Source organism: Streptomyces sp. NPDC092952 (assembly GCF_044754785.1).
Lineage (GTDB): Bacteria > Actinomycetota > Actinomycetes > Streptomycetales > Streptomycetaceae > Streptomyces.
On record NZ_JBIVPT010000007.1, the window covers coordinates 63244 to 79641 of the forward strand.

At 72.9% G+C, this 16398-nt stretch carries 13 protein-coding genes; 7 read left to right on the top strand and 6 right to left on the bottom strand.

What is annotated here, in order from left to right; genetic code table 11:
- The first annotated feature begins 167 nt into the window (after positions 1-167).
- On the top strand, positions 168-1493 hold the full coding sequence (fsxC, locus tag ACIQGQ_RS18740; RefSeq protein WP_402397070.1) for an FxsC protein: 1326 nt from the start codon (positions 168-170) through the stop codon (positions 1491-1493).
- A complete protein-coding gene (fxsT, locus tag ACIQGQ_RS18745; RefSeq protein WP_402397073.1) occupies positions 1477-5406 on the top strand; it encodes an FxSxx-COOH system tetratricopeptide repeat protein in 3930 nt (1309 codons plus the stop codon). Before fsxC ends, fxsT begins: the two co-directional genes overlap by 17 nt.
- A gap of 70 nt (positions 5407-5476) precedes the next feature.
- On the opposite strand, the gene ACIQGQ_RS18750 is transcribed toward fxsT, so the two are convergent.
- From ACIQGQ_RS18750 to ACIQGQ_RS18775, 6 genes are all read right to left on the bottom strand, one after another.
- Positions 5477-6352 carry an alpha/beta fold hydrolase gene (locus tag ACIQGQ_RS18750; RefSeq protein ID WP_402397076.1) on the bottom strand — a complete coding sequence of 292 codons (876 nt, stop codon included), beginning with the start codon at positions 6350-6352 and terminating at the stop codon, positions 5477-5479.
- A 158-nt stretch (positions 6353-6510) separates the two neighbouring features.
- Positions 6511-7023 (bottom strand): hypothetical protein, encoded by a 513-nt coding sequence (locus ACIQGQ_RS18755; RefSeq protein WP_402397079.1) that lies wholly within the window; start codon positions 7021-7023, stop codon positions 6511-6513.
- Between the two features lie 95 nt (positions 7024-7118).
- Entirely contained in the window at positions 7119-8366 is a 1248-nt protein-coding gene (locus tag ACIQGQ_RS18760) for a VWA-like domain-containing protein (RefSeq protein ID WP_402397082.1), read from the bottom strand.
- Positions 8363-9649, bottom strand: a complete 1287-nt coding sequence (locus tag ACIQGQ_RS18765; RefSeq protein ID WP_402397085.1) for an AAA family ATPase — start codon at positions 9647-9649, stop codon at positions 8363-8365. The genes ACIQGQ_RS18760 and ACIQGQ_RS18765 overlap by 4 nt, the downstream gene beginning before the upstream one ends.
- 78 nt (positions 9650-9727) lie before the next feature.
- The gene (locus ACIQGQ_RS18770; protein ID WP_402397087.1) at positions 9728-11110 is read right to left on the bottom strand and encodes a hypothetical protein; all 1383 of its coding nucleotides are present in this window, start codon (positions 11108-11110) and stop codon (positions 9728-9730) included.
- Between the two features lie 147 nt (positions 11111-11257).
- Positions 11258-12295, bottom strand: coding sequence for a DUF3533 domain-containing protein (locus tag ACIQGQ_RS18775; protein ID WP_402397090.1), 1038 nt, complete (start codon positions 12293-12295; stop codon positions 11258-11260).
- A 242-nt stretch (positions 12296-12537) separates the two neighbouring features.
- On the opposite strand from ACIQGQ_RS18775, the gene ACIQGQ_RS18780 reads away from it, so the two are divergent.
- From ACIQGQ_RS18780 to ACIQGQ_RS18800, 5 genes are all read left to right on the top strand, one after another.
- Positions 12538-12903 (top strand): DUF2089 domain-containing protein, encoded by a 366-nt coding sequence (locus tag ACIQGQ_RS18780; RefSeq protein WP_402397093.1) that lies wholly within the window; start codon positions 12538-12540, stop codon positions 12901-12903.
- Positions 12900-13160: a hypothetical protein gene (locus ACIQGQ_RS18785; protein ID WP_402397096.1), complete on the top strand. Its 261-nt coding sequence runs from the start codon at positions 12900-12902 to the stop codon at positions 13158-13160. Before ACIQGQ_RS18780 ends, ACIQGQ_RS18785 begins: the two co-directional genes overlap by 4 nt.
- Positions 13161-13183: 23 nt before the next feature.
- Positions 13184-13615: an SHOCT-like domain-containing protein gene (locus ACIQGQ_RS18790; RefSeq protein ID WP_402397098.1), complete on the top strand. Its 432-nt coding sequence runs from the start codon at positions 13184-13186 to the stop codon at positions 13613-13615.
- A 244-nt stretch (positions 13616-13859) separates the two neighbouring features.
- A complete protein-coding gene (locus ACIQGQ_RS18795) occupies positions 13860-14750 on the top strand; it encodes an esterase/lipase family protein (protein WP_402397101.1) in 891 nt (296 codons plus the stop codon).
- A 93-nt stretch (positions 14751-14843) separates the two neighbouring features.
- Complete coding sequence (locus ACIQGQ_RS18800) at positions 14844-16391, top strand: trifunctional class I SAM-dependent methyltransferase/NUDIX hydrolase/VOC family protein (protein WP_402397103.1); 1548 nt, start codon at positions 14844-14846, stop codon at positions 16389-16391.
- The last annotated feature ends 7 nt before the right edge of the window (positions 16392-16398 follow it).

Genomic DNA, 16398 nt, shown 5'->3' on the forward strand with positions numbered 1-16398 from the left:
CAAGACGAGTGTCGACGCACCGCGGGAACCTATGACTGAAAACCGGCGTTGAATGACCGAACGCCATGGGGGTGGAGCAAGGTCCGCTCCGGAATGATGAATTCGCTCGCATTCGATTCACTTCACGGATGCGGGTGCTCACACAGGACGGGGGTCGTGTTCACGCGATGACGCAGCAGCGAGCGGCGGACCATCGGCCGTACTTCTTCTTGAGTTACGCCCATACGCCGGGGTACGGCAGCGGAACGGACCCGGACATGTGGGTCGAGCGTCTCTTCAAGGATCTCTGTGACCACGTGCTGGCCATGACGGATCTGCCCGCGGGCGCGCCCGCGGGGTTCATAGACCGCGAGATACGCTCCGGCGAGGGCTGGTCGGAACGGCTCGGTGAGGTGCTCGCCACCTGCCGGGTGTTCGTTCCGCTGTTCTCGCCGCGCTATTTCGCCAGTGAGATGTGCGGCAAGGAGTGGTACGCCTTCGCGCAGCGCGCCATCCACTACCGAGCCCGCTCCAACCAGCCGGCCGAGGCGATCGTCCCGGCGCTCTGGGTGCCCGTCCCGCCGAGCCAGCTCCCGGTGCCCGCCGAACGGCTCCAGTTCAACCACCGTGACTTCGGGGACCGTTACGCCAGCGACGGGCTCTACGGCCTCATCAAGCTGAAGCTGTTCGCCCAGGAGTACGAGCGCGCGGTCTACGAACTCGCCAAGCGCATCGTCAACGTCGCCGGAACGATGCGGATCGGCACCGGGCGCCCCGTCGACTACCGGCTCGCCCCCAGCGCCTTCGGCCCGCGCAACAGCACACCCGGCGGCCCCCGCCCCATGCAGGTCACCGTCGCCGCGCCCACCCGGCACGACCTGCCCCCGGGCCGCAGTGCCGACTACTACGGCGACAACCCGCAGGACTGGAACCCCTACCACCCCTCCTCGGCCCGCCCGTTGGCCTACGTCGCGGAGGACCTGGTGCGTTCCCTGAACTACCAGCCGACCATCTCGTCCTTCGACGAGGAGGCCGGACACGGCGAGGTCAAGCAGCCGCCGAGCAGGCCGGAGATCCTGCTCGTCGACCGCTGGGCCCTCCAGGACGAGGACCGTCGCAGGCGCCTCGCCGCCTTCGACGCCGAGGACCGCCCCTGGGTGACGATGGTCGTGCCGTGGAGCCGCGAGGACCCCCAGAGCATGGCGGCGGAGGCCGAGCTGACCGCGAAACTCGAAGAGACCATGCCGATCAAGATGAGCCAGGGGCGGGCCTTCTGCCGCTCCGCGGCCAAGGGCGTGCCGAGCATGGAGGCGTTCGGGCAGATCCTGCCGCAGGTCGTCGAAGTGGCGGCCCAGCAGTATCTGCGGCACGCGACCGCCTATCCGCCCGCGAGCGGCGGTGGCGCGCACACCGAACGGATTCGGCTGATGGGGCCGATGGCGCAGACGAACTACATCCCCGAGACACACGATCCTGCGACGGATGCGGAGGACACGGATGACGGCCGGTCGTGACGGGCGCATCGTCACTTTCTACTCGTACAAGGGCGGCACGGGGCGCACCATGGCCCTGGCCAACACTGCCTGGATACTCGCCGCCAACGGAAAACGGGTGCTGGCCGTCGACTGGGACCTGGAGGCGCCGGGGCTCCACCGCTTCTTCCACCCGTTCCTCGACCCGTCCACCCTCGGTGCCACCACCGGTGTCATCGACCTGATCACCGAGTACGCCTGGGCCGCGACCAGCCCGGTCCAGCGCGCCGACGACTGGCACCGCGACTACGCGCGTATCCAGCCGCACGCCGTCTCGCTCACCCCCGAGGCGCTCGGCTGGGAGTTCCCGCAGGGCGGCACGCTCGACTTCGTCTCCGCCGGGCGGCAGAACCGCGAGTACTCCGCGACCGTCTCCACCTTCGACTGGGACAACTTCTACGACCGGCTCGGCGGCGGCCACTTCTTCGACGCGCTCCGCGACGACATGAAGGCCAACTACGACTACGTCCTCATCGACAGCCGGACCGGTCTCAGCGACATCGCCGACATCTGCACCGTCCACCTCCCCGACATCCTCGTCGACTGCTTCACGCTCAGCGACCAGTCCATCGACGGTGCCGCCTCCGTGGCCCGGCAGATCTCCGAGCGCTACACCGGCCGCCCCATCTCGATCTACCCCGTCCCGATGCGCATCGACGAGGGAGAGAAGGAGAAGGCGGACGCCGGACGGGCGCTGGCCCGGCTGAAGTTCGACCGCCTGCCGCGCAACCTGTCCGGGGACGAACTCACCGCCTACTGGGGCGCGGTGGAGATTCCGTACCGCCCCTACTACGCCTACGAGGAGACCCTCGCCACCTTCGGCGACGAGGCCGGCCTCACCAACTCCCTGCTCTCCGCCTTCGAGCGGCTCACCTCCGTCATCACCGACCAGCAGGTCACCGCGATGCCGCCGGTCGGCGAGGAGGCCCGGCTGCGGATCCGGGACGCCTTCACCCGGCGACGGCCCGCGCTCCCCGCCGACCTCTTCCTCAGCTATGTGGCGGAGAACCGGATGTGGGCCGACTGGATCGAGTCCGTGCTCACCCGCGCCGGGTTCCGCGTCGTCCCGCGCGACGTGTCCGCCGAGCGGAGCGAGGAGTCCGCCCCGGCCGGGGAGAACGCCGCCCGCACGGTCGTGCTGCTCTCCTCCGCCTACCTCAAGTCCCAGCGCGCGGTGGGCGTCTGGGACCGGGCCGTCGCCGAGGACCCGGGGGGCGGCCGGCGCCATCTGCTGCCGATCAGGGTCGGTGACGTACGGCTGTCCGCGAACTACATCGACCGCAACCCCGTCGACCTCTTCCGGCTCGACGAGGTGCACGCCACCGCCGCGCTGCTGCGCGCCCTGGACCGGCCGGTCCAGCTGACCGACGCGGTGTCGCCGGGCCCGCGCTTCCCCGGCACCGTCCCCAGGATCTGGAACGCCCCGCCGCGCAACCCCGGCTTCACCGGCCGCTCCCTGGTCCTGGAGCGGATGCGCGACCAGCTCGGCGGCGGCATGGCCGTCGTGCTGCCGCAGCCGCAGACCCTGTACGGACTCGGGGGCGTCGGAAAGACCCAGGTGGCCCTGGAGTACGTGCACCGCTTCATGGCCGACTACGACCTGGTCTGGTGGATATCTTCCGAGCAGACCGACGACGTGGTGGCCTCGCTGGCCGAGTTGGCGGTCCGGCTGGGCGCCCAGGGCGGCGACGACATGGCGGCGTCCTCCGCGGAGGCGGTCGACCTGCTGCGGCGCGGGGTGCCGTCGGACCGCTGGCTGCTGGTCTTCGACAACGCCGACGACCCGGAACGGCTGCGGCGCTACTTCCCGCAGGGCGGATCCGGACACATCCTGGTCACCTCGCGCAACCAGGCCTGGTCCCAGCACGGTGACGCGCTGCCCGTCGACGTCTTCTTGCGGGAGGAGTCCATCGAGCACCTCCAGCGCCGGGCCCCGGGACTGACCGTGGAGGACGCGGCCCAGGTCGCCACGGCGGTGGGCGACCTTCCGCTCGCCGTCGAACAGGCGGCGGCCTGGATCGCGGAGACCGCCACCCCGATCGACGCCTATCTGGAGCAGTTGGCGCAGCAGGCACCCGAGGTCCTCGCGCTCAACCAGCCGACCGGTTACCCGCTGCCGGTCGCGGCGACCTGGAACATCTCCATCGAACGGCTCAAGGAGCGGTCGCCGGCCGCGGTGCGGCTGCTCCAGCTCTGCGCCTTCTTCGCCCCCGAGCCCATCTCCGGGAATCTGCTGTACAGCAAGGAGATGATCGAGGCGCTGAAGCCGTACGACGCCTCGCTCCAGGAGAAGCTGGTGCTGGGCCGGGTCATCCGGGAGATCGGCCGGTTCGCCCTCGCCAAGGTCGACCAGGTCTCCAACTCCATCCAGGTGCACCGGCTCGTCCAGGCCGTCATCCGGGCCCAGCTCACCCAGCAGGAGCAGCGGGAAGCCCGGCACGCCGTGCACCGCATCCTCGCAGGGGCCCGGCCCGACGACGACGAGCCGGTCGACAACCCGAACACCTGGCAGCAGTTCGCCACGATCTGGCCGCACCTCGGCCCGTCCGACGCGCGCAACTGCAAGGAGCCCGAGGCCCGCAGGCTGCTGATCGACCGCATCCGCTACCTCTGGAAGCGCGGCGACTTCCGGACCGCCACCACGCTCGGCGAGGAGCTGCGTGAGATCTGGCGGGAGACGCTGGGCGAGCGGGACATCCAGTACCTCTACCTCTGCTTCCACCTCGCCAACGTCTACCGCTCGCGCGGCCGCTATGTGGAGGCCAAGGAGCTCGACGAGGTCACCCTGGCGATCCAACAGGAGGTCCTGGGCCCGGAGCACCCGCACACGTACATGAGCGTCAGCAGCCTGGCGACCGACCTCGGTGTGCTCGGGGACTACGTCAGGGCGATCGAGCTGGCGACCGAGGCCACCGACGGGTTCAACCAGATCTTCCACGACAAGCACCCCAGGACCCTGGCGGCCTCCAACAACCTGGCGTTCACCCTGCGGTCCGTCGGACAGTACGCGCGGGCCAGGGAGATCGACCAGGACGTCTTCGACAAGCGGGTCGAGGTACTCGGCGCGGAGCACCCCTACAGCCTCTCCTCGGCGATGAACCTCGCCCGTGACCTGCGGGACGTCGGCCGGTACGAGGATTCGGTCAACCTCCTCAGCCGTACGTACGACAGCTACAAGGCCACGCTCGGCCGGGCCTTCCCGGGCACCCTGAGCGCGGCCAAGAGCCTCGCGGTCTCGCTGCGCCGGGCGGGCAGATTCGAGGACGCCCGCAGGCTCACGGTGGCCACCCGCGCCAGGTACCGCGCCAAGTACACCGCCGCCAACCCGGAGTCGCTGGCCTGCGATCTCAACCTGGCGGCCGACCTGTACGCGGCCGGTGAGACGGTCGAGGCCAGGGACGCCGCTCAGGAGGTCGTCGACCAGTACGTGGTCGTGCCGGGGGAGAAGCACCCGTACACCCTGGCGGCCCTGAACAACCTCGGCGTCTACCAGTCGGGGATCGGTGCCTCGGACGAGGCGGTACGGGTCCTGACCCGGGTGGTGGCCTCGATGCGGGAGGTGTACGGGCCGGAGCACCCCAACACCCTGCTCTGTGTGATGAACCTGGCGAACGCGACGGCGGAGCGGGGCGACCTCGAACTGGTCCTGGAGACCGAGGAGAAGGTGGCCGGGCAGCTCCGGAGGGTCCTGGGAGCGCACCACCCGGAGACCCTGGCCATGACGTCGAACATGGCGGTCACGCTCGACGCGATGGGACGCAAGGACGAGGCCATCCGGGTGCGCTCCGAGACCGTCGAGGAGCTGGCCCGTCAGCTCGGCGACGACCACCCGATGACCAGGATCGCCCGGGACGACGACCGGTTCGAGCGTGAGCTGGAGCCGATGCAGGTGTGAGAGAAGGGGGCGCCCGGCCGTGGGCCGGACGCCCCCTTTCCCTGTTCTCTTCTTCCCTTCCTGCCGCAGCTCAGCAGGCGGTGGGCTCCAGCAGCCAGTTCAGGATCCTGGGCAGGGCGTGCAGCGCGTCGAAGTGCGCGGCGGTGGGCTCCACCACCACGGTGGAGTTCGGGATGCGTTCGGCCAGCCAGCGCGAGTGGCCCACCGGAGAGAACACGTCCTTCTCGCCGTGCCACAGCAGCACCGGTCCCGGGATGTCCGCCGGGTCGAACCCCCAGGGGTTGCTGAACGCGAGCGCGTCGTCGATCCAGCCCCAGGCGGATGTGCGCAGCCCCTCACGGTAGTTGCGCAGCAGCATGGTGCGGACGCCCGCGTCGTTCACCACCATCCGGTCGGAATCGGTCAGTTCCTGGCGCAGGTCGTCGATGAGCCGGACCGGGTTCTTCCGGATCACCGCGGACCGTGAGATGAACGATTCCGCGAGTCCGTCCGGGTCGGCGGACGCGGTGGAGTAGGCCAGGACGTTGGAGGCGGCCATCCCCTCGAACCAGTCGAGCCCGTCGGCGCCGCGCGGCGCCAGCCCGACCAGCGCGGCGGCCCTCGTCACCCGCTCGGGCATCAGCGCCGCGCAGGCCAGGGCGTGCGGGGCGCCGCCGGACCGGCCCACCACGGCGAATCGTTCCAGCCCGAGGTGGTCCGCGATGGCCCGGACGTCCTGGACGGCGTCGGCGACACAGCGGCCCGGCAGCCGGTCGGAGTCGCCGTACCCCGGCCGGTCGTAGGTGATGAGCTGGGTCTTGCGCTGGTAGAGGACCATGCCGCGCGGAGCCGGCCCGAGACGGCTGCCCGGCATTCCGTGCATCAGGAAGACCGGTCTGCCCCGCGGGTCCCCGAGCCGTTCCACCACCAGATGCCGCCCGTCCGCCGCGCGCACCCGACTACGCACTTGACGCCTCCTCCGCATGGTGCGGGCACAGGCGTGCCCGACTTTCCTGCCCGATTCGATGATGGCTCATCAGAGCACTTACCGGGGACGGGTGTTGGGAAACCATGGACAGGCGGGGAGCTGAAGCGGTAAAGGGGGAGCGCGGCGCCGGGCGACGGTCAGACGGCTCTCGACTCCAGGTGGTAGGTGGTGTCGACCCAGAAGCCGCTCGTGGCCCTGGCCTTGATCTCCAGCACGTACTCGCCGGGTGTCAGCGGGGCGAAACCGCCCCACACACCCCATGCGTGACGCTTGAGCAGTCCCGCGCGGAACGGCGCGGAGAACTCGTGGAGCGGTAGCGGGACGCCGTTGAGCGAGGCGGTGGCCTCCACCACCGACAGGGACAGCGGCACCCGGGAGTACAGGAGGGCGTGCTGCCGGTTGAGAACGGGGAAGAAGGCCGGCCGGTCCGAGGGGATCGCGCACCGCCGGACCACCCGGCCGCCGTACGTGCCGGCCAGGAACCAGAGGTCGTCCGGCTGCTTCCAGGCGGCGTGCTCGCCCGTCGTGTCCGCGACCGGGCTGCGGTCGTCGGGCGCCGACAGGGCCCACCGCCACCAGCGCCCCGCGAGTTCCCCGCCCTCCTCGGCGGTCGGTCTCCAACCGTCCCCGGCCCTGCCCGCACCGTTCATGACATCCTCCCCTGGGCACCCCCTGACCAGGGGGATCGAATCGAACGAGCGGACAGTATCCGGGCCGGTCGGACCGGCCGCACCCGGGCCGGGTGTCACCGGGCCGGGGCGGCCGAACCGATGACGACCGTGCGCGCCCACGCGGGCGGGGTGTTCGGGGCGCGGCCCCGCGGATCGTCCTCGTCCCAGCTCCGGGGGAACAGGCCCACCACCGTCCGGCACGAGGGCCGGGCGTCCGGCCACGGTGTCTGGCCGTCGGTCAGGACCACGACGACGTCGGGCCCCGGCCGCATCCGCAGGGCCCTGGCGAACCCCCTGCGCAGATCCGTGCCCCCGCCGCCGACCAGCGGGATCCCGGCTGCCTGGCACAGCGGGTGCGCGACCCCGACGGCGGCGTCGCACGACAGGACCGTGACCAGGTCGCGACGGCCGCCGACCGCACGGCAGATCGCGGTGATCTCCAGGAGCGCGCTGCCCAGTTCGCCGTCGCTGACCGAGCCGGACGTGTCGACGATCACCGTGATCCGGGGCGGTCGGCGCCGCAGGCTCGGCAGTACCGCACCGGGCACCCCGGCCGAACGCCGGGACGGCCGGCCGTACGTGTAGTCCTCGCCCGCGCCCGAACCGGAGACCGCCGAGCGGACCGCCGCGCCCAGCAGCTCCCGCCACGGCTGCGGCGGGTGGAACGCCTCCTCGGCCCACCGCTGCCAGCTCTTCGGCGTGTTTCCGGGGCGGCCGGTGATGCCCTGTGCCACCCGGAACCGCACCGCGTCCCGCTCCTGTTCGCTGAGCCCGTGCGCCCCGTCCGGCCCCAGGTCCCACTCCCGCCCCAGCCCGTCCGCACCGCTGCCGCAGTCAAGCCAGGCCAGGCCCGCGGTGTGCGGCCCGAGCCGGAACCTGCGGATGTACTCCTCCATGAGCAGGCCCTCGGGGAGTCCCAGGAAGCCCGGATCGACGGCGTCCTCCGGCGCGAGCAGCCCGTCGCCGTACACGTCGTCGTTGATCTCGCAGTCGGCGGCGATGTTCATCCGCAGCCGTTCCGCGGGGCCGGTCAGCCCGTGGAGCCGGGCGATCCGGTCGCCGCGTCCGTGGTGGTCGCGGAGCAGGTGTGCCACCTCGTGGACCCAGACGCCGGCCAGTTCCTCCACCGGGGTCCGGTCCACGAACCCGGGCGAGACGTAGACCCGCCAGTACCGGTCGACGGCCATCGTCGGCACCCGCCGGTCCTCCACCACGTGCAGGGCGAACAGGGCCGTCGCGAGATAGGGCCGGGCCCGGACGGCCTGGAGCCGGGCGGCGAAGAGCTTGTCGAGGTTCAGCGGACCGGGCGGGGCGGGGGTCACCGGCCGGCCTTCGCGCCGGCGGCCTCCCGGTCCGCGGTGCGGGACGCGGCCCGGTCCGCCCGCCGGGACAGCGACACCACCCCGGCGAGCCGCTCGATCGCGGCCGGTACGTCCCAGTCCTCCTGGCGCAGTGAGGCGAGCGTGGTCGCGGGGACGACCACCACGTCCGGGGCGCCGGTCTCCAGCGCCCGGACCAGGAGCGCCCACGCCGCGTCCCAGCGGGACTGCTCCGGGCGGTTGCGGACCGCCGCCACCACACCGTCGAGCACGGCCTGGCGCAGATCGCCGCGTTCGGGCAGGACGGCGTTGGCCGGGTCGGAGAGCACCGCCTCGGGGTCGGGCAGGTCCATCCGGTCCAGGCTCGCCAGGAGTTCCAGCCCGGGGCCGTCCCCCACGGTGCCCCGGACCAGGAGGGAGAGCACGTCCCGGGAGGAGCCGGCGGCGGTGGCGAACGCGATCAGGGCCAGCGTCATGTCCCAGCTGCGGGGCGACGGCCAGGGCCCGCCCCGCCGGGTCTCGCCGCTGGGCAGCCGGTGCACGAGCGTCGGGCGGGCGGCGAGCAGCCCGCACACCGCGCGCCGCGCGAAGTCCACCGCCTGCGGTAGCCGTTCGGGATCGAGCCGGGGGAAGACCGCCCGGGGCCAGATGCCGCCGAGACCGCGCACCACGACCTCGTGGTCGTGGGTCCACTGGAGGTGGACGAAGCGGTTGGCCAGCGGCGGGCTCAGCTCCCAGCCGTCGGCCGCCGAGGACCGCGGATTGGCGGCGGCGACGATCCGTACGCCCGGCGGCAGCCGCAGGGCGCCGACCCTCCGCTCCAGCACCAGCCGGAGCAGGGCGGCCTGGACGGCGGGCGGGGCGGTGGACAGTTCGTCCAGGAAGAGCAGCCCCCGGCCCGCCCGTACCAGGCGCACCGCCCAGTCCGGCGGGGCCATCGGGACGCCCTGTTCGGCGGGGTCCTCGCCGATGACCGGCAGCCCCGAGAAGTCGGACGGTTCGTGGACGCTGGCGACGACGGTGGTCAGCGGGAGGTCCAGGGACTCGGCGAGCTGGGTGAGGGCGGCGGTCTTGCCGATGCCGGGCTCGCCCCACAGGAGGACGGGCAGGTCGGCGGCGACGGCCAGGGTCAGCGCCTCCAGCTGGTCGTCGGGGCGGGGCTCGGTGGTGGTGTCGCGGAGCAGGGCCGTCAGCGCGCGGGCGATGTCGAGCTGGGAGCCGCGGCCCGGTCCGGAGGCGGGGCCGGAGGGGGCGCGGGGCGGGGCGACGGAAGGGTGTGCGGACATGGCTGATCACCTTTGGGGTCTGTGACGCGTGTGTGGTCTTCGGGTCGGCGGGGAGCCGTGGTGCCGGAGGGGCCGGGGTCAGTTCGCTGTCGTGCGGCGCGGGCGACGGCGGCCGGGGCGGTGGTACGGGGCACGGTCGGGGCCGTCGGCGAGGCCCGCCCGGTACAGCCCGTACGTGATCCGCCGCCGCGCGGCCGCCTCCAGCTCGTCCCGCAGCTCGCCGCCGCGCAGTACCGCGCCGGGGCCCAGCAGCCCCTCGACGACGGCCAGCGCACCGGTGATGTCGCCGTGGTCCAGGCGTTCGCGTACTCCGGGGAGGCAGTCGGGCCGGCGGTGGGCCTCGTCGATGGCGCGGAGGCAGGGGAGCGGGGTGCCGGTCAGCGCGACCAGCAGCTCCTCCCGGCGGAGCTCGACCGGTTCGTGGTCGAGCGGGGAGAGCACCCCGTCGACCAGCCCGATCCGGTGCAGGGCGCCCCGGCACTCCACGGTGCGCGGCCCCCCGGGCGGGTCCGGGGGCCGGGCGGGCGGGGCCGCGGGGCGCCCCGGCACCAGGGCGGCGAGGACCAGCGGATGCAGCCGGTCGGCCTCGATCGCACCGGTACGGAGCAGATCGAGGTCGGGCAGCACCCAGGTCGCCGCGTCGGGCAGCACCGGCGGCGTACGGCCGGTGCCGCCACCCGGGTCCGGGGCGGCGGAGGCGATCCGCGGTACGGGCGGCCCGGTGCCGTCCCGTTCCGCGACCAGCTCCAGGAGCAGCCGCTGCCGTGCCCCGAGCCGCACGGCGACCGTACCGGCGGACCGGCCCCCGGCCCGGAGCAGGATCTCCGCCTCGGCCGCCCACCGGCCGGTCGCGCAGTGCAGCTCGTCCGGAACCACCGCCCGCACGCGGTCCGGTACCGCTTCGGTCCCGTCGGTGCCGGAGCGGGCCCGCAGCTCACCGGCCCGGCGCGCGTCCCACAGATGGCGGTGCAGGTCGAGCCGGAACCGGGGGTTCGGGCGGTGGTGCGGGTGGCGGCGGGCGTCCGTACCGGGGGCGGCGGAGTCCCACAGCGCGAGGGAGATCCGCTGGCCGGCGTCCGCCCAGGCGGGCGGGGTCCGGACCACCAGATGGACCGGGCGCACCGGCCCGGGGCCCCCGGTGGCGTACCGGGCCAGGGAGAGGGTGAGTCCCGGGCGCAGCAGTCCGCGTGGAGCGATTCTGGGCAGATGCCAGCGGAGCAGGTCGGGCGCGAGATGGCGGAGGTCGTCCCGGAGCCGGGCGGCGAACTCCCGGCCGTGGACGCGTGCCACGGCGCGCGGGGTGAGGTCGATGTCGATACCCGCGGCGGCGCAGGCCCCCGCCCAGTCACCGGCGCGGCGGCGGGCGGTCGCGGTCTCGATCATGGAGGGCGGAACGGCGAACTCGCGCACGCGCCGCCAGAAGGACAGTCGGGGATCCGTTTCCACGTCAGGAGTGCGCATCAGCACACACCTTGTGTGGTAGGAGCCCCCAATCCGCTGAGGAAGTGAGTAGTCATCGCGGGGCAGCGTAGCTTCCGGCCACCCCGTTCGCCAGCCCCTTTCTCCCCGGGGCGGGGCCGGGGGCCGTCCCGGGCGGGCCGGCCGGGTTCAGTCGACCGTCGAGCCGAACGGCGGTCGTGCGCCGCTGAGTTCCTCCGGGGTGCGGCGGATGGCGGTCAGCAGGGTGACGGCCGTGCCCACCACCGCCCACGCGGACAGCACCAGCAGCGGGCCGGTGACCGCGTTGCCCCGGAAGTAGGCGATCGAGCGGGCGACCCAGGTGCCCGCCCCGGGTGGCAGCGCGGGGCCGATCGCCCGCCAGAAGTCCGGGACCATCGGCAGCGGGTAGGCGCCGCCGGCGCTCGGGTTGCCCGCGATCACCACGATCAGGACGGCCAGGCCGATGCCGACGATGCCGGTGAGGGCCTGGAGGGCGAGGGTGATCATGCCGACGGCGAAGACGGTCAGCGCGCCCAGCCCGGACAGTCCCCAGAAGCTTCCGGGCAGGGCGCCGAGGACCGGCCCGACGATGATCGCGCCCCCGATTCCGCCCAGGACGGCGTAGAGCGCCATCACGCCCGTGCGGATCACCGCGCGCCGCCGGTTGGCGGGTTTGGCACCCGCGCTGATCGCCAGGATCGAGGCGCAGAGGTAGCCGCCGACGCACCACCCCACCACCAGGTAGAACGACGAGATCCCGCCGGCGTCCTGCGGGGAGGCCGGGGCCACGTCCACGGACCGCACGGTGCGCTGTCGGCTCTGGTCGACCTCGGTGAGGATCCTCGTCAGGGCGGCCGACAGCGAGGCGCCGCCGCCGGAGGCGACCAGCACGGTGTCGGTGGTGGACCGGGGGTCGACGATCAGGGCGCCGTCGATCTCGCGGTCGAGGATGCGTGCCCGCGCCTCGGCCGCGTCGGAGACCTCGCGGGGATCGAGCGGGCCGCCGGGGAGGTCCTTCAGTTCTGTGACGAGCCGGGCGGACATCTGCCGGGGGGCGACGACACCGAACGGCACGTCCGTCGGGGTCGGGCGGTGCAGGGCGCCGACGTAGGACGCGATGAACAGCAGTTGCAGCGCGAGCACACCGATGACGAGCAGCGCGGCCCGCGGTGTGACGGCGTTCTTCACCTCGTCAGCGAACGTCATGTCCCCACGCTGGGGGGTGCCGTCCGTTCGTGCAGGCGGGGCGGGGCCGAACGGCTGAGCGCCCCGTCGGTCCGGGTGCGGGGCGGCCGCGGACGGATCCGCCCGCAGGCCGTGCGACACCCCTCCACAGGTGAAGAAATTCAGCGTGGAATTCATAAAATCAAGTTATTGTCGTTGTCTCATAAGAAAACTCAAGGTATGAATGAGTGGTCGGCGTGGTGCGGAGGAGTGAGGGAGCCGGGATGGACTGGCAGGAGCTGACGGACCTGACGCAGGGTCGGCCGTTCGTGGTCGAGCGGGTCCGTCTCGCCGACAACGGCGTCGCGATCGAGGGGGACTTCGAGCCGCCCCAGTTGGCCCGGCTCGGCGTCGACGACCAGGTGTTCGTCGCCGCGTTCGTCCGGGCGCACGGCTCGATCAAGGAGATGGAGCGGATCTTCGGAGTCAGCTATCCGACGGTCAAGTCCCGGCTGAACCGGATCGCCGGGCAGCTCGACTTCGTCGACACCGACCCGGCGCCCACCGGTGCCGCCGAGGTCGTCGACCGGCTGCAGCGCGGGGAGATCAGCGCCCAGGAGGCGCTGGACGAGCTGGAGCGGTCCCGGTGATCCCGCAGCTGGTGACGGTGGGTCTGCGCCGTTCCGACGGCCGCCGCCGACGGCTGTACGTACCCGTCCTGCCGGTGGCGCTGCTGCTGGCGCCCCTGCTGCTGCTCGCCGCGGTGGCCGCGCCGGTCGCCTGCCTCGTCCTCCGGGTGAGCCCGGTCGGGGCGCTGCTCGGTGCCGGGCGGCTGCTGTGGGCGCTCCCCGGCACCCGGTTCGAGATCGAACAGGGCCGCGCGGCCCTGCTGGTGAGTATCAGATGACGCGGAAGAACGAAGGGGCAGTCATGGACGAGCAACGCCGCCAGGTCCTGCGGATGCTGGCCGACGGAAAGATCACCGCGGACGAGGCCGAGCGGCTGATCGACGCCCTCGAACGGGACCGGCCCCGGGAGCGCCAGGAGGCCGCCTCCCGCCCGGGAGGCCGGCGCAGGTATCTGCGCGTGATGGTGGTGGACACGGCGGACACCGCCGGGGAGGGGCCGAGCCGGGTCGACATACGGGTGCCGCTCCAGCTGCTGCGCGCCGGGGTCCGGCTCACGAGCCTGCTCCCGCCGCGGGCGGTCGCCCGGGCCAACGAGGAACTGCGCAGGTCCGGTGTGCCGATCGACCTCGCCGAGCTCGGGCCGAAGGATCTGGAGGAGCTCGTCGACCAGCTCGACGAGGTCAGTGTGGACGTCGAGGACCCCGAGGCGAAGGTGCGGATCTTCTGCGAGTGACGCGCGGCCGGACCGCCCCCGGAGTCGGCGGAACGGCCCGTGCGGCCGGTCCCGGGGCGGTCCGGCCGTCGTACGGGCGGGCCCCGCGCGGCCCGCATTTTTTACCGACGCGTAACTTCCCACGCCACCCTACCCGCGCGTAATTTGGCTCGGAAGCACCACGGAACCAGCGTCAGAACTTGTGGTCCGGGCCGCAGGGCGTACAGACATCGCAACCTCCCCAAAGCCGCAAGGAGACCACACGATGCTGCCCCGGAAACGTGCGCCGCGCACCCCACGTACGCGAAGGACCCTCGCCGCACTGCTCCTCGCCGTCGCCGCTGCCGCCACCCCCACCGCCGCTGCCGCCGCGGCCACCCCCACCGCCGCGGCCCCCTCGCGCGGCTGGAACGACTACTCCTGCAAGCCCTCCGCGGCCCACCCGCGCCCCGTCGTCCTCGTCCACGGCACCTTCGGGAACTCGGTCGACAACTGGCTGGTCCTCGCCCCCTATCTCGTGAACCGGGGCTACTGCGTCTTCTCGCTGGACTACGGACAACTGCCCGGCGTACCGCTCTTCAACGGCCTCGGCCCGGTCGACAGGTCGGCCGGACAGCTCGCCGTCTTCGTCGACAAGGTGCTCGCCTCCACCGGCGCGGCCAAGGCGGACCTGGTGGGCCACTCGCAGGGCGGCATGATGCCGAACTACTACCTGAAGTTCCTCGGCGGCGCCGCCAAGGTCAACGCCATGGTCGGGATCGCCCCCGACAACCACGGCACCACCCTGCTCGGCCTGACGAAGCTGCTCCCGTACTTCCCCGGCGCCGAGGACCTGCTGAACGCCAACACCCCCGGTCTCGCCGACCAGGTGGCGGGCTCCCCGTTCATCAAGAAGCTCAACTCCCTCCCGGACACCGTGCCCGGGGTGCGCTACACCGTCATCGCGACCCGGTACGACGAGGTCGTGACCCCGTACCGCAGCCAGTTCCTGGACGGACCCGACGTGCGCAACATCCTGCTCCAGGACCTCTGCCCGGTCGACCTCTCCGAGCACGTGGCGATCGGCACCGTCGACCGGATCGCCTACCACGAAGTCGCCAACGCCCTCGATCCGGCGCACGCCACCCCCACCACCTGCGCCTCCGCCGTCGGATGACGGCAACGCCGGTGCGGGGGAACGGGCTTCCCCGCACCGGCGTGCGCCGCATCGGAGGGCGCGGCAGGCGGTGGTGACTGGCACGATCGACGCATGACGACCATCGACTGGGACTCCGCGGCCGACTCCTTCGACGAGGAACCCGACCACGGGCTGCTCGACCCGGTGGTCCGGGACGCCTGGGCGCGGCGGCTGGAGAGCTGGCTGCCCGGCGGCCGCTCCGACATCCTCGACCTGGGCTGCGGGACCGGGAGCCTGGCCCTGCTCGCCACGGACCAGGGCCACCGGGTCACCGCCGTCGACCGCTCCCCGCGCATGGCCGAGCTGGCGCGGGCCAAGCTCGCCGGCACGGACACCGCGGTGCACGTCGGCGACGCGGCCCGCCCGCCCGTGGGCGGCCAGCGGTTCGACGTGGTCATGGTCAGACATGTGACGTGGCTGCTGCCCGACCCGGTGGCGGCCCTGCGCCACTGGTTCGACCTGCTGCGGCCCGGCGGCCGCCTGATCCTGATCGAAGGCGTCTGGAACGGGGTCGGCCTCTCCGCCGAGCGGCTGACCGGGCTCCTCGCGTCCTGCACCGAACGCGTCCACCACGAGCCGCTCTCCGACGACCCGCACCTGTGGGGCAGGCGGGTCGACGACGAGCGGTACGCCCTGGTGGCCCGCGCCCAGCCGCCGCACCGGCACACCGAGGTCGTCGACGTCCATCTGATCCTGCGCCGGGGCCCCGAGGTGCTGCTCGCCCGCCGCGCCGGCACAGGGTACGCGGACGGGCTGCTCCACGCCCCGTCCGGGCACGTCGAGGACGGCGAGGACGTCCGCGAGGCGATGATCCGCGAGGCCGCCGAGGAGATCGGCGTGGAGCTCGGGCCCGAGGAGCTGCGGGTCGCCCTGGTCATGCAGCACCGGGGACCCGGCGGCGCGCCCCGCACCGGCTGGTTCTTCGAGGCGGAGTACGACCCCGCCCGCCCGCCGGACAACCGTGAGCCGGACAAGTGCTCCGAGCTGGGCTGGTTCCCGCTGCACGCCCTCCCGGACGACATGGTCGCCTACTGCCGGGCGGGGCTCGACGGCTACCGGGCGGGTGAGCACTTCCTGATCCACTGGCACGAGGACGGCGACCCCGTGGCGTACCGGCCGGACGGCGTCCGCCGGGCCGTTCCGCTGCCGGCCGGCGGTGCGGGCAGCGGCGCGGTGCACCACATCGAGCTGTGGGTGCCCGACCTGGCGGCGGCCGTACGGAGCTGGGGCTGGCTCCTCGGCGAGCTGGGCCATGTCCCGTACCAGCACTGGGAGAACGGGCGGAGCTGGCGGCGCGGCGAGAGCTATGTGGTGGTCGAGCGGTCGCCCGACCTGGTGCCCGGCCCGTACGACCGCCACCGCCCCGGCCTCAACCACCTCGCCTTCCACGTCCGGGACCGGGCCGCCCTCGACGCCCTGGTGGCCGGGGCCCCGGAGCACGGCTGGCGGCCGCTCTTCGCCGACCGCTACCCGCACGCGGGCGGCGAGGAGCACACCGCCGCCTACCTGGAGGACGCCGCCGGGTACGAGGTCGAGCTGGTCGCCGGGGCCCGCAGTCCCCGCCCGGCCCCCGAGGAACCGGCACCGTACGCCGACGCCTGGGCCCGGCGCCGGGACTGAACGGCGC